This is a genomic window from Klebsiella sp. HMSC09D12, from assembly GCF_001808475.1.
Lineage (GTDB): Bacteria > Pseudomonadota > Gammaproteobacteria > Enterobacterales > Enterobacteriaceae > Klebsiella > Klebsiella oxytoca.
The window spans coordinates 25,694-50,267 of sequence record NZ_KV793511.1 but is presented as its reverse complement, the minus strand read 5'-3'; the positions used below and the strand labels follow the sequence as shown (position 1 = coordinate 50,267).

Annotated in this window: 20 protein-coding genes; 13 read left to right on the top strand and 7 right to left on the bottom strand. The window is 55.7% G+C overall.

The genetic code is table 11. The features are described from left to right. Positions 1-26: 26 nt before the first annotated feature. Entirely contained in the window at positions 27-1,733 is a 1,707-nt protein-coding gene (locus HMPREF3178_RS27185; protein ID WP_004113700.1) for an alpha,alpha-trehalase, read from the bottom strand. 508 nt (positions 1,734-2,241) lie between these two features. Between HMPREF3178_RS27185 and HMPREF3178_RS27180 the strand changes: the two genes are divergently transcribed. The 7 genes from HMPREF3178_RS27180 to HMPREF3178_RS27150 all read left to right on the top strand — a co-directional run bounded on the left by HMPREF3178_RS27180 (position 2,242) and on the right by HMPREF3178_RS27150 (position 12,173). Then, on the top strand, positions 2,242-3,600 hold the full coding sequence (locus HMPREF3178_RS27180; protein WP_017145657.1) for a glycoside-pentoside-hexuronide (GPH):cation symporter: 1,359 nt from the start codon (positions 2,242-2,244) through the stop codon (positions 3,598-3,600). 99 nt (positions 3,601-3,699) lie between these two features. Then, positions 3,700-5,091, top strand: coding sequence for a carbohydrate porin (locus tag HMPREF3178_RS27175; RefSeq protein WP_004113698.1), 1,392 nt, complete (start codon positions 3,700-3,702; stop codon positions 5,089-5,091). Positions 5,092-5,174: 83 nt separating this feature from the next. Next, positions 5,175-7,955, top strand: a complete 2,781-nt coding sequence (locus HMPREF3178_RS27170) for a beta-glucosidase (RefSeq protein WP_017145658.1) — start codon at positions 5,175-5,177, stop codon at positions 7,953-7,955. 274 nt (positions 7,956-8,229) lie between these two features. Further along, on the top strand, positions 8,230-9,669 hold the full coding sequence (locus tag HMPREF3178_RS27165; protein WP_004113694.1) for a circularly permuted type 2 ATP-grasp protein: 1,440 nt from the start codon (positions 8,230-8,232) through the stop codon (positions 9,667-9,669). Then, positions 9,663-10,592 (top strand): alpha-E domain-containing protein, encoded by a 930-nt coding sequence (locus tag HMPREF3178_RS27160; RefSeq protein WP_004103215.1) that lies wholly within the window; start codon positions 9,663-9,665, stop codon positions 10,590-10,592. Before HMPREF3178_RS27165 ends, HMPREF3178_RS27160 begins: the two co-directional genes overlap by 7 nt. Continuing rightward, the gene (locus tag HMPREF3178_RS27155) at positions 10,589-11,404 is read left to right on the top strand and encodes a transglutaminase family protein (protein ID WP_017145659.1); all 816 of its coding nucleotides are present in this window, start codon (positions 10,589-10,591) and stop codon (positions 11,402-11,404) included. The genes HMPREF3178_RS27160 and HMPREF3178_RS27155 overlap by 4 nt, the downstream gene beginning before the upstream one ends. A 16-nt stretch (positions 11,405-11,420) precedes the next feature. Next, positions 11,421-12,173 (top strand): proteasome-type protease, encoded by a 753-nt coding sequence (locus HMPREF3178_RS27150; RefSeq protein WP_004103211.1) that lies wholly within the window; start codon positions 11,421-11,423, stop codon positions 12,171-12,173. On the opposite strand, the gene HMPREF3178_RS27145 is transcribed toward HMPREF3178_RS27150, so the two are convergent. Continuing rightward, positions 12,158-12,925 carry an AraC family transcriptional regulator gene (locus HMPREF3178_RS27145; RefSeq protein ID WP_004103208.1) on the bottom strand — a complete coding sequence of 256 codons (768 nt, stop codon included), beginning with the start codon at positions 12,923-12,925 and terminating at the stop codon, positions 12,158-12,160. The two genes, HMPREF3178_RS27150 and HMPREF3178_RS27145, sit on opposite strands and share 16 nt — an antisense overlap. Before the next feature lie 94 nt (positions 12,926-13,019). Between HMPREF3178_RS27145 and HMPREF3178_RS27140 the strand changes: the two genes are divergently transcribed. The 3 genes from HMPREF3178_RS27140 (at position 13,020) to HMPREF3178_RS27130 (ending at position 16,041) form a co-directional block, all read left to right on the top strand. Then, on the top strand, positions 13,020-14,159 hold the full coding sequence (locus tag HMPREF3178_RS27140) for a multidrug effflux MFS transporter (RefSeq protein WP_017145660.1): 1,140 nt from the start codon (positions 13,020-13,022) through the stop codon (positions 14,157-14,159). 105 nt (positions 14,160-14,264) lie between these two features. After that, positions 14,265-15,248, top strand: a complete 984-nt coding sequence (locus HMPREF3178_RS27135; protein WP_017145661.1) for a fatty acid desaturase — start codon at positions 14,265-14,267, stop codon at positions 15,246-15,248. Beyond that, positions 15,241-16,041 (top strand): phosphate/phosphite/phosphonate ABC transporter substrate-binding protein, encoded by an 801-nt coding sequence (locus tag HMPREF3178_RS27130; RefSeq protein ID WP_017145662.1) that lies wholly within the window; start codon positions 15,241-15,243, stop codon positions 16,039-16,041. The genes HMPREF3178_RS27135 and HMPREF3178_RS27130 overlap by 8 nt, the downstream gene beginning before the upstream one ends. A 187-nt stretch (positions 16,042-16,228) precedes the next feature. Here HMPREF3178_RS27130 and HMPREF3178_RS27125 read toward each other — a convergent pair whose 3' ends face one another. Then, positions 16,229-16,915, bottom strand: coding sequence for an RluA family pseudouridine synthase (locus HMPREF3178_RS27125; RefSeq protein WP_017145663.1), 687 nt, complete (start codon positions 16,913-16,915; stop codon positions 16,229-16,231). 59 nt (positions 16,916-16,974) lie between these two features. Then, positions 16,975-17,868: a LysR substrate-binding domain-containing protein gene (locus HMPREF3178_RS27120; protein WP_004103196.1), complete on the bottom strand. Its 894-nt coding sequence runs from the start codon at positions 17,866-17,868 to the stop codon at positions 16,975-16,977. A gap of 315 nt (positions 17,869-18,183) precedes the next feature. Here HMPREF3178_RS27120 and pckA point away from each other — a divergent pair, with 315 nt between their 5' ends. Beyond that, positions 18,184-19,824, top strand: coding sequence for a phosphoenolpyruvate carboxykinase (ATP) (pckA, locus tag HMPREF3178_RS27115; protein WP_004103194.1), 1,641 nt, complete (start codon positions 18,184-18,186; stop codon positions 19,822-19,824). 232 nt (positions 19,825-20,056) lie between these two features. Continuing rightward, the gene (locus tag HMPREF3178_RS27110; protein WP_004103192.1) at positions 20,057-20,551 is read left to right on the top strand and encodes a hypothetical protein; all 495 of its coding nucleotides are present in this window, start codon (positions 20,057-20,059) and stop codon (positions 20,549-20,551) included. Between the two features lie 78 nt (positions 20,552-20,629). Here the strand turns inward: HMPREF3178_RS27110 and HMPREF3178_RS27105 are convergent, their stop codons facing one another. Then, a complete protein-coding gene (locus tag HMPREF3178_RS27105; RefSeq protein WP_004103190.1) occupies positions 20,630-21,157 on the bottom strand; it encodes a lipocalin family protein in 528 nt (175 codons plus the stop codon). A gap of 249 nt (positions 21,158-21,406) precedes the next feature. Here HMPREF3178_RS27105 and uraH point away from each other — a divergent pair, with 249 nt between their 5' ends. Continuing rightward, positions 21,407-21,781, top strand: a complete 375-nt coding sequence (uraH, locus tag HMPREF3178_RS27100) for a hydroxyisourate hydrolase (RefSeq protein WP_029779342.1) — start codon at positions 21,407-21,409, stop codon at positions 21,779-21,781. A gap of 96 nt (positions 21,782-21,877) precedes the next feature. On the opposite strand, the gene HMPREF3178_RS27095 is transcribed toward uraH, so the two are convergent. Both HMPREF3178_RS27095 and HMPREF3178_RS27090 read right to left on the bottom strand, forming a co-directional pair. Next, a complete protein-coding gene (locus HMPREF3178_RS27095; protein WP_004103186.1) occupies positions 21,878-22,312 on the bottom strand; it encodes a PTS sugar transporter subunit IIA in 435 nt (144 codons plus the stop codon). Further along, on the bottom strand, positions 22,309-23,748 hold the full coding sequence (locus HMPREF3178_RS27090) for a sugar porter family MFS transporter (RefSeq protein ID WP_004113687.1): 1,440 nt from the start codon (positions 23,746-23,748) through the stop codon (positions 22,309-22,311). Before HMPREF3178_RS27090 ends, HMPREF3178_RS27095 begins: the two co-directional genes overlap by 4 nt. Between the last annotated feature and the right edge of the window lie 826 nt (positions 23,749-24,574).

Here is a 24,574-nt window from a genome sequence, read left to right as displayed (position 1 = left end):
GCGGCGGAGTCCCGCCGCGCGAAGGTTCACTGCGCGGCTTTTTTCTCCTCAACCGCAGCAGGCTGCGCCGAGCCGATATCGTCATTCGCCGCCGGGCGCGCGGTAGGCACGGAATCGCACGGCTTCTCTTTCGGGCACACGAGGTCCAGCATCTTCAGCGTGACGCCGTTGGTCCAGCCAAAGCCGTCCTGTAGCGGATACTCGCCGCCTCCGCCGCCGGTTCCCGTCGAACTGACATCATATTTTTCCACCAGCTTCTGTTTGCTGTCGTAAGTGTGCTGGACGTTGCTCAGGAAACGCCAGCTTACCTCCATCGCGATTTTTTGCTGGCCATATTTTTGCAAACCCTCCGCCGCGACCCACTGCAGCGGCGCCCAGCCGTTGGGGGCGTCCCACTGCTGGCCGCTATTCACCGTGGTGGTGGTCAGGCCGCCGGGCTTAAGTAGCCGCGTTTCGGTGGCGGCGGCGACTTTCGCCGCGCGTTCGCTGGAGGCGGCGTTAACGTACAGCGGGAACAGCGCCGCGGCGGTCAGCTGATTGCGCACCTTATGACTTTTAAGATCGTAATCGGCATACCAGCCCTCTTTATCATTCCACAGGTAGTTTTCCAGCGCTTTCTGGCGGGCATTGGCTAACGCGTCATACTTTGCGGCTTTGGTCGAGTCTCCCGCCGCTTTGCTGGCGCGAGCGATGGCTTTTTCCATATGGAACATCAGCGAGTTCAAATCGACCGGAACAATAGAGGTGGTACGGATAGTGCCGAGCTGCTGCGGGTTATCCATCCAGCGTGAGCTAAAGTCCCAGCCGGATGCCGCGGCAGAGCGCAGATCGCGGTAGATTTCAGTCGCCGGACGATTGGGGTTATTTTTGGCGGTGGTCACATCGTCCAGCCAGGATTCCGGGCGCGGCGTGTCGTTATCATCCCAGTAGCGGTTGAGCAGCGCGCCGTCGGCCATGCGCACCACGCGCTTGCTGGCGCTGCCGGGCTGAAGCGCCTCAGCGCCATCCATCCAGTACTGGTACTCTTTCTCCATCTGCGGCAGCCATTTCTTGAGTGCCTCGTCGCCATCATGGGTGGCCAGCAGTTCAACCATAAACGGGAAGAATGGCGGCTGCGAACGGCTCAGATAGTAGGTGCGGTTGCCGTTGGGAATATGACCCCAGGCGTCGATCTCGGCGGCAAAGTTGGTCACCATATCTTCGATTTTATCCCAGTGACTGCTCTCAGCCAGGCCAAGCATGGTGAAGTAGCTATCCCAGTAATAGACTTCGCGAAAGCGTCCGCCGGGCACCACGTAAGGTTTTGGCAGCGGCAGCAGCGAATCCCATTTTTCTACTTCAACGGTACTGCGGGTCAGCACTGGCCAGAGTCCATTGATATGCTGGCGCAGGGTTTGCCCTTTTGGCGGAACGTACTGGTCGTTTTCCTGAGGCAGGGTAAAGTTAAGCTCGACAAAGTGCCGCAAATCAAAGCTGGTCTGATTTTTCTGCATACGATAATCGGCAAGGATCATCAGCGGATCGCCGTTAGGGATGGCGTCAGCGAACGTTTTCTGGTCAGAGAAAAGTTTGGCGCTTTGCACGTCGTTAAACAGCGGTCCGAGCAGGATATCGGGCGATTGCGGGATAGGGCGGGTCTCTTCAGCCTGAGCCGTCAGCGTCGCCAGAGCGACAAATGCGCCCCCGAGCGCCAGACGAAGGGTTGCGGGGCGACGGGAAACCGGACTCGTCATAAATTGTTCTCCTTATCATTGCAGACTATGTGCCACTGCATTCGGCCATCAGAAAACCTTAGACGAATATCCGCCGCTGCGCGTGTCCGAGGTAACATTTTAAGTGAAAACAGAGTATTTACCGGGCATCGCTCTGTTCCGCGCCGACAAAATATTGGCGATTAAAACAGTGCTGTCTTGTATGGTACTTCGGGGGGCGCTGAATATCTGGTAATTGATAAAAAACATAATCCGTGAATAAGAAAAATAAATAGACAAGCGGCATGGTATTCCTATATGGCATTTTTATCGGCTCATCCCTGTCGCCTGAAAAAAGTTAGCGAAGTATTAAAACATGTGATCTGCCAAACAAAAAACCGGGTTCTAATACCATTGAAGGCTGACAGGATCACATAAATAAAAAAACATAAATAATTAATAAAAAAACATAATGGCATCTGTAGGAGGGAAAAGTAAAAAATGCAGACTTTACAGAAACCGGTTTCATTTTTTCGTAAAGGAGTGATGTATGTCTGCTGGCGACAAAATTTCTGTCAGAGAAAAAGTAGGTTACAGCCTGGGGGACGCAGCGAGCCATATTGTATTTGACTCCTCCGTTGCCATCTTAGCCTACTTCTATACCGATATTTATGGTCTACCGCCCGCCGTGATGGGGACGATGTTTTTGCTGGTTCGTCTGCTGGATGCGATTACCGATCCGATTATGGGGGCGATTGCGGATGCCACCTCAACCCGCTGGGGGCGCTTTCGTCCGTGGCTGCTGGCGATATGCGTCCCCTTTGCGGTGAGCTGCGTGCTGGTTTACTCCATACCGTCTTTCTCCGACTCGGGGAAAGTGGTTTATGCGGTTGCGGCATATATATTTATGACGTTGATGTACACCGCCATTAATATTCCTTACTGCTCGCTGGGCGCGGCACTGACTTCCGATCCGCGTGAAAGCCTCTCTCTGCAATCCTGGCGTTTTGCCATCACGCCGATCGGCGGGGCGCTCGGTACCGCGTTTATTCTACCGTTGGCTGACTTTCTCTATCCGGGCGACCGTGCGACCGGTATTCAGGTGTCGATGGCAATATTTGGCGTGATCGGCTGCCTGATGTTTATCACCTGTTTCGCCACCACTAAAGAGCGCGTTCAGCCGATTAAAGAAGAAAATCTGAATATTGCCCGCGATGTGAAAATTCTTTTCCGCAACGATCAGTGGCGTATTCTCTCCGTTTACAACTTTATGATGCTGGTTGCCGTGGTGATTCGCGGCGGCGCCGTCGTTTATTATGTTAATAGCGTGCTGCACAAAGGCGCCGACGTGATTACGGTATTCATGCTTGGTGGGATGTTTGCCTCCATGCTGGGCTCGGTGCTGGCAAAACCGTTCGGTACGCGTTTTTGTAAAGTCAGACTCTCTTTCTGGATTAACCTGTTGACCGCTGCGCTGGGGGTCGTGTGCTTTATTGTACCGGTGCAATATTGGCTTCTGGTGCTTGGGGTCCATATTCTGATCTCCATTATTCAGGGCGGTAACGGCGCGCTGCAGTGGTCGATGATTACCGATGTGAACAACTACGGCGAATGGAAAACCCAGCGGCGTATTACCGGTATGAACGTTGCGGCCAATATCTTTGTGATAAAACTGGGCGTCGCCGTCGGTGGGGCGATCCTTGGCTGGATATTAGCCTATTACCATTACGCCGCTAACACCACGGTACAGCCGGCTTCCGCCGTACAGGGGGTGGTGCTGTTATTCACGCTGGTACCTTCTGTTTTTTATGTTCTTACCGCAGTCTCTATTAAATTCTATGGCTTAACTGAAAATAGAATGAACGGCATCGTTGATGATTTAAAAAAAGGAACTTTTGCCGAGTCCTGAAAATAATAGAATAACATTTGTGGCGTTGTGAGTTAATCTTCACATAGCCACGGGTGTATCCTGAATGAAATAAAAAATAATTAATTTAGGGATGTTCAAATGAAAATAAAATATATGGCATTGGCTATTGGCGCCATTATGTCCTCTAATGTGATAGCAGCAAAAAATAATACCTCTGCAGATATTGACCAGCGCCTTGCGCAACTGGAGCAAAGATTAATTAACGCTGAACAGCGCGCCGCGGACGCGGAAGCGCAGATACAAACGCTTAAACAACAGCAAACAGCGGCAGCAAAAACCGCGTCGGCGGTCAAAGTCGATGCCGCTGAGCCGGTCGCTCCCGGCGCGACTCCCACGAAGCTTACGCTCTCTGGCTACGGCGACCTGAAGTTTTATGGCGATGTGGAATTCAATATGGACGGTGCCAGCGGTAGCGGTAGCCTGACGTCGGTAAAAACCTCTTCGAATAAAAACTGGGCGCCGGGTACTAAAGAACGTTGGGATATTAACGGCCGTATTCTGCTGGGCTTCGATGGTATGCGCAAAATGGATAACGGCAATTTCGCCGGTTTCTCCGCCCAGCCGCTGGCCGATATGACCGGTAAGATGAACCTTGATGATGCGGTATTCTTCTTTGGCCGGGAAGATGACTGGAAGGTCAAAGTTGGTCGTTTCGAAGCCTACGATATGTTCCCGCTGAATCAGGATACGTTTGTCGAATACTCCGGCAACACGGCTAACGACCTTTATAGCGATGGCTACGGCTATATTTACATGATGAAAGAGGGCCGCGGCCGTAGCAGCAGCGGTGGCAACTTCCTGCTCAGTAAAACGATAGATAACTGGTATTTCGAACTTAATAATCTGGTGGAAAATGGCAGCACGCTGTTCCGGGACTCCAGCTATCACGGCAATAACCTGGAAAATGAGAAAAACGTTGCCTATTTACGTCCGGTGATTGCGTGGAATAGCGGTCGCTTCTCTACCGCCGTCGCGATGGAAAAGAACGTCGTGAAGAATGCTTACGGTTATTACGACAATCGCGGCAGTTGGATCGACCAGTCGGACCGCACCGGCTATGGCTTGACGATGTCATGGAATGGACAAAAAACCGATCCGGAAGATGGGGTCACCACTAACCTGAACGTGGCCTATATGGATGCCTCCGATGAGAAGGATTTCACCGCAGCTATTAACTCCCTCTGGCATCGTTTTGAACTGGGTTATATCTACGCCCACAACAAAATCGACAAGTTCAACTCGGCTAATTATGTCTCTACTTGCGACGATGGCTGCTGGATCTCCAACGTGGGTGACTACGATATCCACACCATTCACGCGTCGTACCTGTTCCCCAATGTCATGGATATGAAGAACTTCAATATCTACCTTGGCGCTTACGCCTCGTGGATTGAAGCGAAACCAACGGATGGCGACAAACATGAAGACTCCCGCTACGGCGGCCGTCTTCGCTTCAAATATTTCTTCTGATCAAAGCAGAGCCCGCATTGCGCGGGCTCTGGTCATGATGCCATTACGCCTCCTGCGGAGGCTCGAGTTAACAGGACAACACCATGTATGACAGTAAAGCGGGGACCCCGCTGGAAGGGTTTGCCGAATTTGCCGCCGCCGCCGCTGCCGAGGGCGCGGTGCTGCTGAGAAACGATCGCGGCATGCTGCCGCTTGACGCTCAGCAGCCGGTTTCGTTATTTGGCCGTACGCAAATTGACTACTATCGTAGCGGTACCGGCTCGGGCGGGGCGGTAAACGTGGTGAGCCGAACCACCTTGTTGCAGGCAATGCGCGCGCGCAGCGGGGGGAAGCTCAATGAGCAGCTGGCCGCGCTTTACGAGAGCTGGACGCAACAGCATCCTTTTGACAACGGCGGCGGAGGCTGGGCGGCTGAGCCCTGGTATCAGCAGGAGATGCCGCTGAGCGATGAGCAGATTCGTCAGGCCCGCGCCGTCTCGACCCAGGCGGTGATTGTCCTTGGCCGTACCGCTGGTGAAGATCAGGATAACGCGGATGTTGAAGGCGGATACCGGCTCACGGCCGATGAAATGATGCTGCTACATCAGGTCTGCCGCGAGTTTGACGATGTGGCGGTCGTGCTGAATACCGCCGGGCTTATCGATCTCGCATGGGCCGACGATCCGCTGCTGCGTACTCGCATTCGCGCGCTGCTGTACGTGTGGCACGGCGGCGCCGACGGGGCGCAGGCGGCTGCTTCGCTTCTCTATGGTGAGGTAACGCCATCCGGCAAGCTGGTGGGCAGCATCGTCAAATCGCTGGATGACCATCCGGCATCGCCCTGCTGGGGAGCGGAAGCGCAAAACCTCTATCAGGAGGATATCTACGTCGGCTATCGCTACTTTGAAACCTTTTGTCCCCAGCGTCTGCAGTTTCCTTTTGGGTTTGGTCTCTCCTATACCCGCTTCACCCTGCAATCGGCGCGAGCGGAAGCCTTTGACGACCAGATCCAGACGACCGTCACCGTAACCAACGACGGCGCGCGTTTTGCGGGCAAAGAAGTCGTCCAGATTTACCTTCAGGCGCCGCAGGGCGCGCTCGGGAAACCGGCCAGGGCGCTGGTGGCCTTCGCCAAAACCCGCCTGCTGCAGCCGGGTGAAAGTGAAACCTTAACGTTATCGATCCCGCTGGAGCGTTTTGCCTCCCTCGACGATAGCGGGGCTACCGGGCATCCCCATTGCTACGTGATGGAACCCGGACTGTATCGTTTATTGATCGGTAACAGCGTGCGCGATCTGCAACCTTTGCCGGTAGACGGAGAGGCGGGGTACACGCAGAAGACTCTGCGGATCCTCTCCCGCCATCAGCAGGTGCTGGCGCCAACGGTACCTTTCGTGCGCATTAGGCCCGCTGGCGATGGCGGCGATGGGCGCTACCAGATCGAATGGGAAGAAGTGCCGCGACGGAAGATTAACCTGCGCTCGCGTATTGAGGAGCGCCTGCCAGAGAGCATCACTCTCACCGGCAACCAGGGGCTTACCCTCAGCGACGTTGCGGAAGGGCGCGCGACGATGAACGCTTTTGTTGCTCAGCTGTCGGTGGAGGAGCTGGCCTGTCTGGTGCGCGGGGAGGGCATGTGCAGCTACAAAGTCACCCCCGGCGTCGCGTCGGCCTTTGGCGGAGTGGCGGACAGCCTGCTGGAAAAAGGCATTCCGCTGGCGTGTGCCGCCGACGGGCCTTCCGGTATTCGCATGGATAACGGCGCAAAGGCCACTCTGCTGCCCAGCGGTACGCTGCTGGCCTCCAGCTGGGACCCGATACTCGTGGAGCGTTTATACGTGATGGAGGGCAAGGAGCTGCTGCGCAACGGTATCGACCTGCTGCTGGGGCCGGGGATGAACATCCAGCGCCATCCGCTCAACGGGCGCAATTTTGAATATTTTTCCGAAGATCCGCTTATCACCGGGATGATGGCGGCGGCGGTGGTGCGCGGCATTCGCAGCGGCGGCGGCGTGGCGACGCTTAAGCACTTTGCCTGTAATAATCAGGAGTTTGCCAGAGCCACAGCGGACTCGGTAGTGTCGGAGCGCGCGCTGCGTGAAATCTACCTGAAAGGCTTTGAGTACGCGGTGAAATCCGCCGGCGCCAGCGCGGTGATGACCGCCTACAACCCGGTCAACGGTTACCAGGCGGCCTCCAGCTACGATCTCACCACCACCATACTGCGCGAAGAGTGGGGCTTTCGCGGGATCGTCATGACCGACTGGTGGGCAACGATGAACGATCCCATCGATGGCGGCGCGGCGAGCACCCGCAACACCGCGGCGATGATCCGCGCGCAGAACGATCTCTATATGGTGGTCAATAATAACGGCGCGGAGGTTAACGCTGCCGGTGATAACACCCTGGCGGCGCTGGCAAAAGGGGAACTCACGCTCGGGGAGCTTCAGCGCTGCGCGATAAACATCCTCGATTTTATGCTGCAGACTCAGGCCTTTAAGCGTGGAGAGGCGCCCCGGGCGAATGTGATTCACCTGGCGGCAGAACCGGCCTGCGCCGCCGGCTGCGAGGGGGCAATTAAAATCGCCGAGCAGTCGCGTCTGCGCTATGACGAGGACCTGGTGCTGAGCGTTGAACAGGCGGCAGTCTACGATGTGCTGGTCAGCGTGTACGCCGACGGCGCGCCACTGGCGCAAACCGCCGGCAATCTGCTGCTCAATGACCAGTTCGTGGCAACGATACACACCCACGGCACGCTCGGCCGGGAAATGGTGCAGAAGCTGTGTCGGGTTGCGCTACAGCCGGGGAAATACCGCGTGGGGTTTGACGTTATCAAGCCGGGTCTGGTGGTGGAGTGGCTGGAGCTGAGGCGCGTTAACGACTAACCGTGGCAGACGTTCAGGTCGCGTGCGGCCTCTTCGCGAGCCGTTATCTGGCGACGGATGCGGGCTATCGACCCGCCCGTTAACGCGGAAGCGAACGCCCCAATTTGGTGCGATTCTGGCTGACGGCAGAGCCTGAACAAGCAAAATAACGGGTTATTTTTTATTCAGATAAGCGCGGCGTTACGCTATGCCGCTGCGCTGTGCTACCTGGCATAATTAATGCTTATCTCTCCCGGGGATGACCTCAAAGTGAGTACAACCGGAGGAGACGGCCATGATAAAAATAACGCTTCCTGACGGGCATTATTATGATGAGATGCTTACCGCACAGGGAGAGCAGCGTCAGCACTATAACGCCTGGTGGCAATGGTTTCGCAGTACCGATCAATTCTCTATCCGGCAGAAAAAAGAGCAGGCGGAGCTGCTCTTTCACCGCATCGGCATCACTTTTAACGTCTACGGCGAAGACGAGGGGACCGAACGTCTGATCCCTTTCGACAGCGTGCCGCGCATTATCCCCGCCGGCGAGTGGCAGCGAATCGACCGCGGCATCCGCCAGCGGGTGAAGGCGCTCAACGCCTTTCTTTACGATATTTACCACGATCAAAATATCCTGCGCGCGGGACTGATCCCGGCCGAACAGGTGCTGGCGAATGAACAGTATCAGCCCTGTATGCAGGGGATAAACTTACCCAATAACACCTATGCCCATATCACCGGGGTTGATATGGTGCGCAACAGCGACGGCCAGTATTACGTGCTGGAGGATAATCTCCGCACCCCCTCCGGCGTCTCCTACATGCTGGAAAACCGCAAAATGATGATGCGGCTCTACCCCGAAATGTTCGAACAGCATCGTATTGCGCCGGTAGAACGCTACCCCAGCTATCTGCTGCAAACGCTGCGCGAAAGCTCGCCCGTGGACGACCCGTGCGTGGTGGTGATGACCCCAGGGCGGTTTAACAGCGCCTATTTTGAACACAGCTTTCTGGCCCAGCAGATGGGCGTTGAGCTGGTGGAGAGCGCGGATCTGTTTATTAAAACCGGGGCGGTGTATATGCGCACCACCGAGGGGCCGCGGCGCGTGGACGTTATATACCGGCGGATCGACGATGCGTATCTCGACCCGCTGGCCTTTCGCGCCGACTCTATGCTGGGCGTGCCGGGGCTGCTGTCGGTGTACCGCGCCGGAGGCGTGGTGCTGGCGAATGCCATCGGCACCGGCGTCGCCGACGATAAATCGATCTACCCCTTCGTGCCGGAGATGATCCGTTTCTATCTGGGCGAGCAACCGATCCTCAGCAATATTCCCACCTGGCAATGCCGTAAAGCGGAAGATCTCAGCTACGTGCTGAGCCATCTTGAGCTGATGGTCGTGAAAGAGGTTCACGGCGCGGGCGGCTACGGCATGCTGGTCGGCCCGCGCTCGACCAAAGAGGAGCGCGATGCGTTTCGTCAGCGTCTGCTGGCAAACCCGGCCAACTATATCGCCCAGGACACCCTGGCGCTGTCAACCTGTCCGACCTTTATAGAAGAGGGGCTGGCGCCGCGCCATATCGATCTCCGGCCCTTTGTCCTTTCCGGTCAGGAGATCCGCCTGGTTCCCGGCGGTCTGACGCGGGTGGCGCTAACCGAAGGCTCGCTGGTGGTGAACTCGTCGCAGGGCGGCGGCACCAAGGATACCTGGGTGATGGAGGAGGACGAATCATGTTAAGCCGCACAGCGAGTGAACTCTTCTGGATGGCGCGCTATCTTGAGCGCGCAGAAAGCTATGCCCGGGTGCTGGACGTGACCTGGAAGCTGTCGATGATCCCCCGCCATAGCCAGCAGTCGCGGGATTTAGCCTTGCCGCTAAATCTATCGCTGACCCACGAGCTGTTTCAGGCCCGGCACGCGCGTTTCACCATGAGCAACCTGCTTAATTTTTTCGCCCTCGACGGCAACAACCCGTACAGCATTTTTAGCTGCGTCGAGATGGCGTGGAACAACGCCCACGCGGTGCGCGGCAGCCTGTCGGCGGAAGTGTGGGAAAGCATCAACGCCACGCGTATTGAGCTGCGAAAACTGCGCCAGCAGGGGATCGGCGAGCTGGGCAACGACGCTTTCTTTGAGTGGGTAAAAGAGCGGGTTCATCTGTTTCGCGGGGCGATTCTCGGCACGCTGCTGCGTAACGACGCCCTGAGCTTTATCGGTATCGGGACGCTGATCGAACGGGCATCCGCCACCGCCCAGCTGCTGCTGATTAAGGATCAGCAGTTAAACAGCGATCCCGATCCGGTCCGCGAGTATTACCGGCTGGATACGCTGCTTAACGCGGTCAGCGCACGCGAGGCCTATAACAGCATCTACCGCCAGCCGGTCAGCCGCGAAACGGTGATGGAGCTGCTGATCCTGCGCAACGATGTGCCGAGATCGCTGCGAGCGAGCATTTCCGACCTCGTCGGGCAGCTGGAGCAGATTGCCAACGATCGTTCGCACCTGCCGCTGCGCCTGGCGCACCAGCTTAACGTCGACCTGCGTTTTAGCACCCGCGACGATCTGGCGCAGGCTGATTTGCAGGTCACCCTTAATGCACTGCTGGCGCGGATTAACGCGCTTTCCGACAGCATCAGACAAACCTATCTGGAGGCGTTATGAAACTGGTAATCGATCACCTGACCCGCTACGGCTACGATGAAGAAGTGAAGTTTTCAACCCAGTACCTGCGCCTGACGCCGCGCAGCATCGGTCGGCAGAAGATCACCGCCTGGACATTAACCCTGCCGGACGGTTCCGCCGTCGCCACCACCGACGCGTGGGGCAACGTGCTGCACGTGCTGACGCTGGATAATCCGCATAAAGAGATTACCATCCGCGCCAGCGGGATCGTCGATATCGTGGAAGAGGGGGAAGAGATTGGCGCGGAGCCGCAGGAGCTGCTGTCGCCGCTGGTTTTCTTGCGCTGTACCCCGCTTACCCGCGCTGACGGCCCGATCCGCGAATTTGCCCAGCGCTGGTATCAGCCGGAGGCTCAGGAAGCGAGCCTGAACCGGTTAATGGCCGAGCTGCTGCTGAGAATGCCCTATTCGCCGGGCGCCACGCAGGTACAGGACTCGGCCGCCGACGCGTTCGCGCGATCGAAAGGGGTTTGCCAGGATCACACCCATGTGTTTCTCGCCTGCTGCCGGGCGCTGGCGATCCCGGCGCGCTACGTCAGCGGCTATGTCTACAGCGATAACGCCGAGCATGTCGCTATGCACGCCTGGGCTGAAGTATGGCTGAACGATCGCTGGCAGCCGTTTGATATCACGAACAATACCCGCCGTCTGAATCAGCATTTGCGGCTGGCGACCGGGCTGGACTATCTTGATGCGTGTCCGGTGCGCGGTACCCGCCTCGGCGGCGGCGGAGAAATTTTGTTAACTAACGCTGAGGTGCGCGAGCATTCACAGCAGGCGCAGCAGCAATAACCGCAGGAATGAAACGATGACCTATTGCGTGGCCATGTGTTTGTCAGATGGACTGGTGTTTGCCTCAGACTCCCGCACCAACGCGGGAGTGGACCATATTGCAACGTTTAAAAAACTGCACGTTTTCCATCAGGATGGCGAACGCGTCATGGTCCTGCAGTCTGCGGGTAACCTGGCCACGACTCAGAGCGTGATTAGCCTGCTCAGCGCCCGCATTCGTACCCAGCAGGAACCGAATCTGATGCAGGTGACTTCGTTATACGACGCGGCGATGCTGATCGGCAAAACGTTGCAGGAGGTGATTCAACGCGACGCCAGCAATCAGCAAAACTGCGGCAATACCAACTTCAACTGTAACCTGCTGCTCGGCGGGCAGATCGCCGGGGAAACGCACCGGCTGTTCCATATCTATCCGGAAGGCAACTTTATTGAAGCCACGCGCGACACGCCCTATTTCCAGATTGGCGAGAGTAAATACGGCAAACCGATCATCGACCGGGTCCTGACCATCGATACCCCCCTTGAGCAGGCGATGTGCTGCGCGCTGATCTCGATCGACTCTACCTTGCGCAGCAATCTTTCGGTGGGACTGCCGCTGGACACGCTGCTCTACCGCAGCGGTAGCCTGAGCAGCGCCGGGCAGCATCGGATCACCGAGAACGATCCCTATTTCAATACCATTCGCAAAGCCTGGTCCGAGGGGTTACAAAGCACCTTCCTGCAGCTGCCGCCGTTCACGCCGGGCGGCCAGGATCAGGGGGCGAAATAGCGTCCCGGCGTCATGCCGGTCATGGTGCGGAAAAAGTAGATAAAGGCGCTATCGCTGGCGAAATCAAGCGCCATCGCGGTATCGGTAATCCGCTGCCCGGTAGCCAGCATCTCAACTGCCTTCATTAATCGCCACTGCTGACGCCACTGCTGGTAGGACATACCGGTATCGCGGCGGAACAGGCGGCTGATGGTTTTTTCGCTGGCACCGCAGCGGGCTGCGAGCGTCCCAAGCGCCGGCGGTAGCGCATCGCCGGAAAGCTGCGCCAGCCGTTTATCCTGCGGCAGCGCCAGCATCATCGGCTCCTGGGCGGCGGCGCGAATTTCCGCCTGGCACAGGGCCGCGAGATGCCGCGCCGGCTCGGTTTCCCAGTCGGTATCCCAGGGGCTGGCGCTGATACGCTCTAAGAGTTCGCGCAGCAGTGGCACCACGTTGAGTATCGCCGCCTGCGTTGGCAATTGAGGGTAACGCTGCGGCTGAAACCAGACTGAACGATAATCGACAATATTTTTCATCTCCGCGCGATGGCTGATACCGGCCGGGATCCAGGCGGCGCGTCCCGGCGGAAGCAGGCACAGCAGCGCGCCATCGTCGAGCGTCAAACGTACGCATCCCTGACGGGTAAACAGGATCTGCGCCATCTTATGCTGGTGGCTGCCGGAGTCATGGTTACCCAGCGCCGACTGCACGCCAATCAGGCTTTTTATTAACGCATCCGGATCGAATGCCGCATCAGCGTCAAGCCAGGCCATAATGTCTGATTTCCGATATTTAAAGTCATTATGTTTATAATGTTCGATAAACGGCTTACCTACAATAGCGCCTCTTGTTTATCAGGAGGTAGATATGTTGGGACGTGCCGCGCTGGTACTGGTTACTGCGCTATTGATGTTTCCGCAAATAGCGGAAACGATTTATAGCCCGGCGCTGACCGATATCAGCGCCCGGTTTTCCGTGAGCGCAGCGCAGGCGGCGCAAACGCTCTCCGTATACTTTATCGGTTTTGCCGTCGGCGTTCTGTTGTGGGGCGGATTCAGCGATCGCTACGGTCGGCGCCCGGCCCTGCTGGCGGGGTTAGGTGTCTACGCGGCGGGGTGCCTGCTGGCGCTGTGGGCCAGCGATTTTTCGCTGCTGCTGGTGGCGCGGATCGTCACGGCCGCTGGCGCGGCAACCGGCTCAGTAGTGACGCAGACGGTTCTGCGGGACTGCTATAGCGGGCGGCAGCTGGCGGGGATTTTTTCGTTTATCGGCCTGGCGCTGGCGGTGAGCCCGGCCATCGGGGTCTATATCGGCGGTGGGTTGACCGCCATCTGGGGTATGCGCGGTGTATTCAGCGCGCTGGCGATTTTTGCCGCCGCGCTCCTGCTGGGCTGCCTGTGGTTGATGCCGGAAACGCGCCCGCATAACCTCAGGGGAGGGTCTTTTCTTGACGTGCTGAGGCGGATGGCGGGCGACAGGCGTATCGCTCTGGCGGCAATTCTGGTGGCGGCATTTAACATCAGCCTGTTCAGCTACTACAGTCTGGCTCCCTTTCTGTTCGCCAGATTCGATCTCGATGCCCTGGCCTTTGGCTACAGCGGCGTGGCGCTTGCCGCGGGTTCGCTGTTCGGCGCGCTGCTTAACCGCCGTCTGCTGCGTCAGAATGTCCCGCTGGGGCAAATGCTCGCGATCGCCTGCATCCTCCACCTGGCGGGCGCTGCCGCCGTGTACGTGCTGCGGGAATCACTGTGGTTTGTGGCGCCGGTCGCGCTGGTCACCCTCGCGTATGCGATGGCGATCCCGCTGGTTCTGGGGTCGGCGCTGAGCGCCTATGGCGACTGTCGGGGCACCGCCGGCGCCATTTTCGGCTTGTTTTATTATCTTCTGATTGGCGCCGGTCTGCTGGCGGCCGGATGGGGGCAATCGCTGGGCGCATCGCTGCTGCTGTGCGCTGGGGTAAGCCTCATCGCCGGGTGGCGCTATATGCACACGCTCAACGACGCATAAGGCCGATTTCTGGCAAAGCTTAGTGATTTAATTTCTTTGTTATTTAACGCGTTATCTCACATCTTCGGGGGAGCAAAACGATAACGCGAAAAGGTAGCTTCAGGAATGGCAAAAAGCAGATCGGCCTATTTGCATCCGCAGCAGCGCGAGCGGATTCAGCAGTTGTCCCGCAGCTGGCTGTGGCGCAGCGAACTGCCGACCTGGCTACTGATTTTTGCGATCTACGGCGGCTGGTTTGCCTCGCTGGCCTGGTGGCGCGCGCTGGGGCTGTTCCCGGCCACGCTGCTGCTGGTCTGGTTCACCGCCTGGTATATGTCACTGCAGCACGAGTTCATTCACGGCCATCCCACCTCGCGGCCGTGGTTTAATCAACTGCTGGGGACCCTGCCGCTGGCGGTCTGGTACCCCTATGGTCTGTATCGCGACTCGCACCTGGCGCACCATAATCATCATCTGCTGACGCAGCCGGTTGACGATCCGGAATCCTACTATTTTACGCCGCAGAGCTGGCAGCATTTTGCCCCCTGGCAGCGCAGTCTTATTCATCTGCGCAATACGTTTATCGGCAGGCTGCTGGTAGCGCCGCTGCTGGATATTGCCCAGACGCTCAGCTGCGCGCTGACGGCGCTGCGTCTTCGGCGGGTGAAGACGCTAGCGATGTGGCTGGTTCACGGCCTGCTGCTGGCGGCGCTGTTCGCGTGGATGCATCACCTTGACTTTTCGCCGCTCTATTTCGTGCTGGCTGTCAGCTATCCTGCGCTGGCGTTAACCAAAGTGCGCTCTTTTCTTGAGCACCGCGCCGCGGACGATCCGCTGGCCCGTTCGGTGATTAACGAGGCGGGGCTGGTCTGGCGGGTGCTGTTCCTCAATCTCAACTACCATTCAGTGCATCACGATTTGCCGGGCGTACCGTGGTACGGGCTGCGAAAAATCTATCTGCATAATCAGGCGGAGTATCAGCGGCGCAACGCCGGGTTTGTGGTGCGCGGCTACGGTGAATGGCTGCGGCATTTTTTTGCCAGACCGGTGGCGGTGAATGCGCATCCCGGGTTCAACCAGCAGGGTAAGGCGGATGAAGAGCATGAGTGAAAGGCTGGCGTTTCCGATGTACGCGGTGAATGACGAGGATACTCAGGCGCTCTGGCGGGCGGTGCGGCAGCTGCTGGCGGCTCGCGGCGTGGTGGATGAGGATGGGCTGTCATATACGGTACCTGAGGATCTGCTGGCGCACTGGCGCCATCCGGCGCTGCTGTTGAGCCAGACCTGCGGTTATCCGCTGGTGACGCTGTTGGCGAACGTGCAAACGGTCGGCTGTTTTCACTATTCGGCGCCCGGATGCGAAGGGCGGAACTACCGCAGCCTGCTGGTGGCGCGTGAAGCGGACGGAGGGAAGTCGCTGGCAGATTTTCACGGGCGTCGGGTCGCGTGCAATTCGCCGGATTCCCAGTCCGGCTATAACGTGCTGTTAAAAATGATCGCGCCGCTGTCGCGCGATGGGCGTTTCTTCTCAACGGTCGCGTTTAGCGGCAGCCATCGCCAGTCGCTGCGTGAAGTTCAGCAGGGGACGGCGGATATTGCCGCCATTGATTGCGTGACCTGGGCGCTGCTGCAGCGTCATCAGCCGGAGGCGCTGGCGGGGCTGACGGTGATTGCCCATAGCCCACTGGCCCCGGGGCTACCGCTGATTACGTCGGCGACGACGCCCGCGGCGACGCTGGAGTTGCTCAGAGAGGCATTGCAGCAGCTGGTGAGCGATGAACGCTATCAGCCGCTTTGCGAAGCGCTGTTTATCTGCGGCTACAGCGATATGCGGCGCGCGGACTATCAGCCGCTGCTGGCGTGGCGTGAAGAGGCCGCGGCCAGAGGCGTTGTGCGGCTATAGTTGGCAATTGCCCCGGGCCGCGGCGCAAGCGCCTTGCCCGGGCTACCCGATCGCAGGCGGCTGTGAACCCGTAGCCCGGTCATACAGCAGCGCCACCGGGAAGAAAGTCGCAGCGCGGTCAGAGAGTCGAATTCAGGCGTTGACGTCAATTGGCGTAGGGGAGCGTCGGGCTGGCGAGCGAAGCGAGTTAAAACGCGCTGGGGCTGACGGCGTCGATCCTCTCTCCGCTAACCGGATGCACGAAATGCAGTTCGCTGGCGTGCAGCATCAGGCGCGGTGCCTGTTCTGTCCCCGGAAGCGCCATGCCGCCGTACAGATCGCAGCCCAGAATAGGATGGCCAAGGTGCTGGCAGTGAATACGCAACTGATGGGTGCGGCCGGTTTCCGGCGTCAGCTGGACTCGCGTTACCGGCACTTGACCTTGATAGCGCAGGCGCTCCACGACCCGATAGCCGGAGCGAGCAGGTTTGCCGTGGCGCGGGCAAATCGTCATCAGCGGAAACAGCGCCGGATCTTTGGTTATCGGAGCGTCAACGGTTCCTTCATCATCCGCCAGATGCCCGCACAGCAGCGCGCTGTAGACTTTGCTCACCGCACGCTGGCTGAACTGCTGGCAGAGCGCGGCGTTGATGGCCTTGTTGCGCGCAATCACCATCAGCCCGGAGGTGCCGAAATCAAGACGGTGCGCCAGCGTGCAGCCGGGAAACTGTTGTACCAGTCGATAATGTACCGAGTCGAGATTCAGAGGATTTTTCCCCGACAGGCTCAGCAGGCCTGAGGGTTTATCGATCAGCAGCAGATGGTCATCCTGGTAGAGGATATCGATTTCAGCGTGGCACGGCGGGGCGATAAAGGTATCGATAACGGTAGACATCAGGCTGCACGGAGAGAGAGTGGAGGCGGATAATAGCGTATTATTCGCCTTCACGCGAGCTATGCGGTGACGGTACTCATGGCCTTAATATGCTGCCAGAAACGTTCGGCGGACTGGTTGAGCCGCGCACCGGAGCGATAAATATAGGCGCCGATCGGCAAGGACAGGCTCTCATCCATTATCGTCAGGCGGCCTTCCTCGAGCTCGCGCTTGATAGAGTATTGCGGCAGCCAGCCCACGCCATCGCCGTTGAGGATCATACGTTTTAACAGCTCGCTCATTGAGGAGACAAAGGTCAGCGAGAAGGTAATTTCCGGCTTGCGGTCGATCACCTGATTCACCTGGCGCCCCATATAGCTGTCGTTGGCGTATTTCATCAGCGGCAGCACCCCGCGATGCAAATTAAAAAGCGGTCTGCCGTGCTTATCGCAGGGAGAAACGAGGTGCAGCGCTGAGTCGAAAATTTTATGATTGATAAACGGATAGTTCATCAGCTCTTCATTATAAAACGACAGGATAAAATCACTTTTGCCTTCTTTAAGATTAAATACGGCATCGTTGACATTAATCGATTCAACATGAAAAGTTTTATTCTTCCGGTCGGTATAACCGGCGATAATTTCTGGCAGTAATAAAACGGAAAGCGACGGCGCGGCGTCGATTCTTATTTTCTGCGTGGTGTTGTTCAGCCCTTTAATTCGGCTGATCTGGAAGTCCATATCGTCGAGCATATTTCGTGCGTAGCCAACGAAAATCTTCCCGCGGTTGGTCAGCTGCAGCGGGTTTGCCGAACGGTCGAAGATGCTGAAGCCCAGCGAAGACTCGAGCGCCTGAATGCGGCGGCTGAAGGAGGACTGCGAAATATTGCGGCTTTTGGCCGCGAGCGTAAAGCTTCTGGCTTCCTCAAGGGCAATCACATCGTAAAGCCATTTTACTTCAAGATTCGCCAGCACCGATCCATTCCTCATTCCTGCAATAAATGCTATGCAATTTTAGCATAATGCATAGAAACTATGCAATTAACATACTTACCTACAGGTGTTAACATTTTTAGCAGAGTTAGCTTATGAGGTATACGTGCCAACGATATTTCTAAAGTACAGGCGAAACCCTACACGAGCACGATTTTAAATCGCCGGCTCTGGTCTGTTCATCCTGGTTATTTAATTGCACGATGGTTTTTTTATTAAAATAAATCCATCTGCTTAACTAACGGGTTGAAATAACCGAATAGCATCTTATCCAGCCAATAGTTTGTCAGGAGTGCCATGTCACGTATTGAATCAGTAAAAGACGCTCTTCTTGCGCTCGGAATTCAGGAAAGCAGCGAGCTGTTTTATAACCCCGATTACGACTTGCTGATTGCGCATGAAACCAGTGCAGAGCTCACCGGCGCGGCGCGCGGCGTCATGACCGAGTCCGGGGCCGTTGCCGTGGATACCGGGATCTTTACCGGACGCTCTCCGCGCGACAAATATATCGTCAGAGACGAGCTGACGCGTGACACCGTCTGGTGGTCCGATTCCGGCCTTGGCCGCAACGATAATAAGCCGTTATCCACGGAGATTTGGGCTGACCTGAAGACGCTGGTTGCCGGACAGCTGAGCGGCAAAAAATTGTATGTTGTCGATGCCTGGTGCGGCGCCAGTCCGGCAACGCGCCTGGGCGTCCGCTTCGTCACCGAAGTGGCCTGGCAGGCGCACTTCGTCAAAAACATGTTTATTGCGCCGAGCGCGGAAGAGCTGGCTGAATTTACGCCGGACTTCGTCGTCCTCAACGGCGCGGGCTGCACCAACGATAAATGGCAGGAACAAGGGCTGAATTCCGAGAACTTTGTCGCCTTTAACCTGAGCGAAAAAATTCAGCTGATCGGCGGCACCTGGTACGGCGGCGAAATGAAGAAGGGTCTCTTCTCGGTGATGAACTATCTGCTCCCGCAGCAGGGGATCGCCTCGATGCACTGTTCAGCTAACCGCGGCGAAGCGGGAGACGTGGCGCTCTTCTTTGGTCTGTCAGGCACCGGCAAAACCACGCTTTCCACCGACCCGCTGCGTCAGCTGATCGGCGATGACGAGCACGGCTGGGACGATGAAGGCGTGTTTAACTTCGAAGGCGGCTGCTATGCCAAGACCATTAATCTTGACCCGCATGCCGAACCGGAAATTTACGGCGCGATTCGTCGTAACGCGCTGCTGGAAAACGTGGTGGTCAGAGCCGATGGCAGCGTGGATTACGCCGACGGCAGTAAGACTGAAAATACCCGCGTTTCTTATCCGCTGTCGCATATTGACAACATCGTGAAACCGGTATCGCGCGCGGGCCATCCGTCGAAGGTCATTTTTCTTGCCGCCGATGCTTTTGGCGTGCTGCCGCCGGTATCCCGTCTGACAACCGAGCAGATGCAGTATCATTTCCTGTCGGGTTTTACCTCGAAGCTGGCCGGAACCGAGCGCGGCATTACTCAGCCCACGCCAACCTTCTCCGCCTGCTATGGCGCGGCCTTCCTGCTGCTGCACCCGACGCAGTATGCCAGCGTTCTGGCTGCGAAAATGGCGGCATCGGGCGCCGAGGCCTGGCTGGTGAATACCGGCTGGAACGGAGAGGGCAAGCGCCTTTCGCTACGCGATACGCGCAATATCATCAGCGCGATCTTAAACGGCACTACCGGCGAGCTGCGCGAGGAGACGGTCCCGGTGTTCGGTCTGTCTATTCCGCAAACCGTGCCAGGCGTGGATAGCGCGCTGCTTGACCCGCGTAGCGGCTGGTCTTCCGCCGACAAATGGCAGGAGAAGGCCGAAAGCCTGGCGCAGTTGTTTATGGATAACTTCAGGCAATATAGCGATACCGAAGCCGGCGCCCGCCTGGCGTTAGCCGGTCCGACGCTGACAAAATCAGCCGTCACGGCCTAAGGCATTTTTTCAGCGACCAACCCGGGCAGCCGCCCGGGTTTTTTACGTTAGCCATCGCCGGGTGAATGGCGCAGGAACTTGACTCTGCCTGTTTAGCGATTATAAATAAAGGGATGCAGGGCTCAGGATTGGGTCAAAATAACCTCATGGCATTGTTGTTATGAGAATTATCCTGGTAACCCAGCTGCGATGATCCCTCGATACGCTGATATCGATAAATAAAGGAATGACTATGAAACTCTGGAGTAAAACGCTAATCGCTTCTGCCGTATGCTTATTTCTTGCCGGCTGTGATGATTCCTCAAAGGTTGATGCTAATCTGGATAAAGCAAAAGATAACGCCCAACAAATTAAAGAGGCGGCGTCCGATAAAGCCGACGCCATTAAGGATGAAGCTGATAAACACATTGATGCAATAAAAAAACAGGCGGCGGACGAGGCCAACAATCTCAGCAGCCAGGCCTCCAGCATCAAGGCGGAGGCGGATAAAAAAGCGGAAGCAATTGCTCAGCAGGCCCAGGCCCAGGCTGATGCCGTCAAGCAGGATGCCCGGCAGAAAAGCGACCAAATCGTGCAGGAAGCTGGCAAAATTAAAGACAGCGCGATTGTTGATGCCAATAACCTGGCCAACGATGCGGCGAATAAAACAAAAGAAATTAAAGAGAGTATCGCTCCCGCTAAAACCGCAGAAGATGCGGCCAATGCTAACCAGCAGACATCACACTGATTATTTTTCGCCCTCCAGCCTTATGCCAACATTATCTTCAGCGCGTTGGTTCGCTGAAGATAATGTTGATTCTGCCTTTTACTTGTGGGTCACCCAGACGAGTTTATCGACCGGGAAGCCCAACTTCCGCGCAATGCTCACATACTCCTGCTTCACGGAGTCAGGGATGGTCGGCGTGCGCGACAGGATCCACAGATAGCCGCGATCGGGGCCGCTGACCAGTGCATATTGATACTGGCTATCCAGCGCGATCACGTTATAGCCACCGTAAAACGGGCCAAAAAAGGAGACTTTCAGCGCCGCAGTATCAGGAGCGCCGGTGAAATAAGCTTTACCCTCGCTCTCGTTCCATTTTTGTTTCTGCGGATCGTAACCACGGTTAACTACGCTAATGCCGCCATCGCTGCGTTGACCGTAGGTCGCGGTGACCTGCTCCAGGCCGCGTTCGAAACGATTTTCAAGGCGGGCAACTTCATACCATTTGCCCAGATACCGACTCGCGTCAAAGTCGCTTATGGGCTGGACACCTTTGGGTGGCGTGGGGGATTTACAGGCGACAAGGGTTAATGCGATAGCAACGCCAGTCAGAACAGGCCATATCTTCATGTGAAGTCCTTTTGTGAACGCAGGAACAGGAAGTATAGCGCAGGCTTATTCTTTTCCCGATCGTTGAGGTTATATTCAGAAAAATCTATCGTCCCCGGGACGAATAGCATTCTGCGCTTGTTTCCATAACCGCGTTTATCACGAAAAATTGAATATATTTTCACAGCCCAGCTGCTAACGTTTAATTGTTATTATCCGCAACAGGAAAACATTGTGAAAAAATTATCCGGTCTGGTTCTGTTATCTGCTATGTCTTTCATCCCCGCAGCGTTTAGTGCTCCCACCGGGACGCTCAGCGTACATATTCTCAATCAGCAAACCGGGCTGCCTTCCTCGGGCGTGACGGTGACCCTGGAAAAACAGCAGGCGAATAAATGGACCGAGCTTGCAAGCGGCGTAACCGACAACGATGGCCGAATTAAATCGCTGTATCCGGCAGAAGGGGATATGCAGCCGGGGATTTACAAAGTGACCTTCAAAACCGGCGATGACTTCAATAAGCAGAAACTGGCCTCATTTTTCCCGGAGATCCCGGTTCTCTTTACCGTGACGCGCACCAATGAAAAGCTACATATTCCTTTGCTGCTCAGCCAGTATGGCTATTCCACCTATAAAGGCAGCTGATCGCTCGCAATAAACACGCTTTACCTCACGCCATAAAAAACAAAAGCCTGCTTACAAGCAGGCTTTTATCTGACGACTTTCGGTAGCGCGCCGTGCTTATTGGTTTTGCTGGAGGATCCTTAAAAAGTCCGCTTTATTGGCAATCAATGACAGCGCTCTGGCGATAACTTCATCGCTAAAGATTGACGCGACTTCTCTTAGCACATCAATGTGCTCACTCTCTTTAGCAATCACGCCAATGGCAATGAACATGACGTTATTTCTGTCCCAGATTACGCCGTCAGGGAACTGATAAATCTCAACGCCGGTTTTAACTATGATGTTTGTGGCTGATTTAGGCAGATGCGGCAGCGTAATGCCGTTACCTAAAAAGGTGGAGACCTGGCGCTCTCTTTCAGCAAGAAAGGCCACGCAATCTTCACTGACATAACCCCTGGCCTTAAAGTCAGCGCCAATCATCGCCAGCACTTCCGCTTTATTTTTCGCCCGGCATGACAGATGAAGATTATCTTGCGTAATGTTATCGATCATAATCCGCTTTCCTTTGTTGCTGCATTGAGTCGTGCTGAAGATTTATTGGCCGACAGCTCTTCTTCCAGCTGCTCCAGCGATTTATTTGATGTTTCAGGTAGCGCCGTGACGACAAAAATAATCGCCAGGTAGTTAATCGCGGCAAAAATCAGGAACACCGGGCCTAACCCGAGCTTGGCCTGCAATAATGGGAACAGATAGCTGACGATGGCGTTCATCACCCACATGAAAAATACCGATATGCCCATCGACAGTCCGCGGAACTTGAGCGGAAAGAGTTCCGCCAGCACCACCCAGGTGATAAAGCCCATCGTCCCCTGCATTACGCCAACGAACATCGCGCCGAGCAGCCAGATGGCCGTGGCTTTGATGTCGCCGACCAGGGTGTAGTCTACGCCGGCAATGATAAGGTGCAGGGTAGCCATGATCGCGAAACCATAAATAATGATGGTTTTACGCTTAAAACGATCGACCAGGAACAGAACGCCAAATAACATGCCGCCGACGGAGAACACGCCATTGAGTACGTTGCAGATGAGGGAGGTTCTTTCGGAGAATCCGGCGCTGCTCAGGATCTCAGTGCCATAGTACATAATGACGTTGACCCCGGTGGTCTGCTGCAGCGCCGCCCAAATCACCCCTACCAGCAGGAGTTTGAAAATCCATGGCGTCTGAAGGATGGTGATAAAGGCGTTTTGCGAATGGAGCTTTTTATCGGCTTCGGCCTTAATTAAGGTGGTGATATCGTTGAATTCTTTGGTTGCGCGTTCAAGCGGGCGGATTTGCTTTAAAATTTCCAGCGCTTCTTCATGGCGGTTTTTGCTAACGAGCCAGCGAGGGCTTTCCGGCGAACGCAGCATGCCGATAAACAGGCAGATAGCGGGAATGGTCTGTACCATCAGCATATAGCGCCAGACGTCGGGCAGATGGCCCCAGAGGATGCCAATAATGGCGTTGATGGCAAATGCGGCTAACTGGCCGATGACAATCGCGACTTCATTTAAGCCAGTGAGTTTTCCGCGCATTTCCGTTGGCGCGACTTCAGATATAAAGGTGGGGGCGGTGACCGAAGCGCCGCCGACGGCATAGCCGAGGATGAAACGTGAAATAAGCAGTACGGTGATATCTGGCGCCAGAGCGGACATCAGTGCGCCGATGAAAAAAATAAAGGATAAAAAAAGCAGGTATTTTCTTCTGCCAAAGAAATCGGCGAATTTTCCCCCGAACACGCTGCCTAGCGCAGCGCCGATCAGCAATACGCTCATGACCAGACCTTCAGTGGTCGGCGTCAACGCCATATATTGTTTCAGAGAGGAAAATGCGCCATTAATAACGCCGGTGTCATAACCGAATAACAGGCCGCCAAATGTCGCAACCAGGGTTATCTGGTGTAGTCGTTTTCTCTGCTGTAGGTTCAGATTCATAATAAGAGACATTTTTATACCTTTTGTTTTGATTAACGGCACGAGATAAAAACGTGTCATCCCATCCCCGTCATGGCCTGCCTTTGCGCCAGGCGAAGCACGGTCGGGATGAAATAATTTTTTGTTCTTAGTGCAACTATTTAGCGCGATTGCTATGCGCTAAATAAAACCGATCAAAGAGGTTTCTTTTTGATTAATGATGAATCATCGGTAGATGCGGGGCTGGGTCCTCCGGGATGGTCGACGTTCAGAAAGTCCCCGGCAGCGTGAGGGTGGAAAAGGGGTGGGCCAATATAAACGGTTCTGATAAATCCTGATCTCACTTCCTTCATTGCATCCTCCGGGGGGTTAGGATTTCTGCTGCGCCATTAAGGCGGGCAGAGTGCGTTTAGTGAGACGTTATTATTGACGCAATAAGTGAAATAAAAATGCAAACAGATCACATTTTGAAAGTTTTGTTTCGAGTGTGTTTTGTGAGGCAAGTGTAGCAGCCTTGTTTATACAAGGGCTTTGTTTATAATCATCTGATATATAGAGTAATTTTTTAGCTTGCAAATGGGGGGTGTAGCTATCAGTATGCCGATGTATTGTTAAAATTATGATATATATCACATTTGTTTACCGCATATTTTATGGAATTTAAATTCCATTATTGAAATTATTTTAATTTTTATTCGAAATTTGATGGCAAAAAGCTGCTGCCGTGGCGAGCGTTAACATTCACGGCTTAACCTCCTGAGTCCGCTTTTTGACTGCAAGCGAAGGCTGAGATCTATGTATGTCGTCAATGATTAGCGGCGGGGCGGCTCCGGGAAAGAGAATTGAGAACAACCGATTA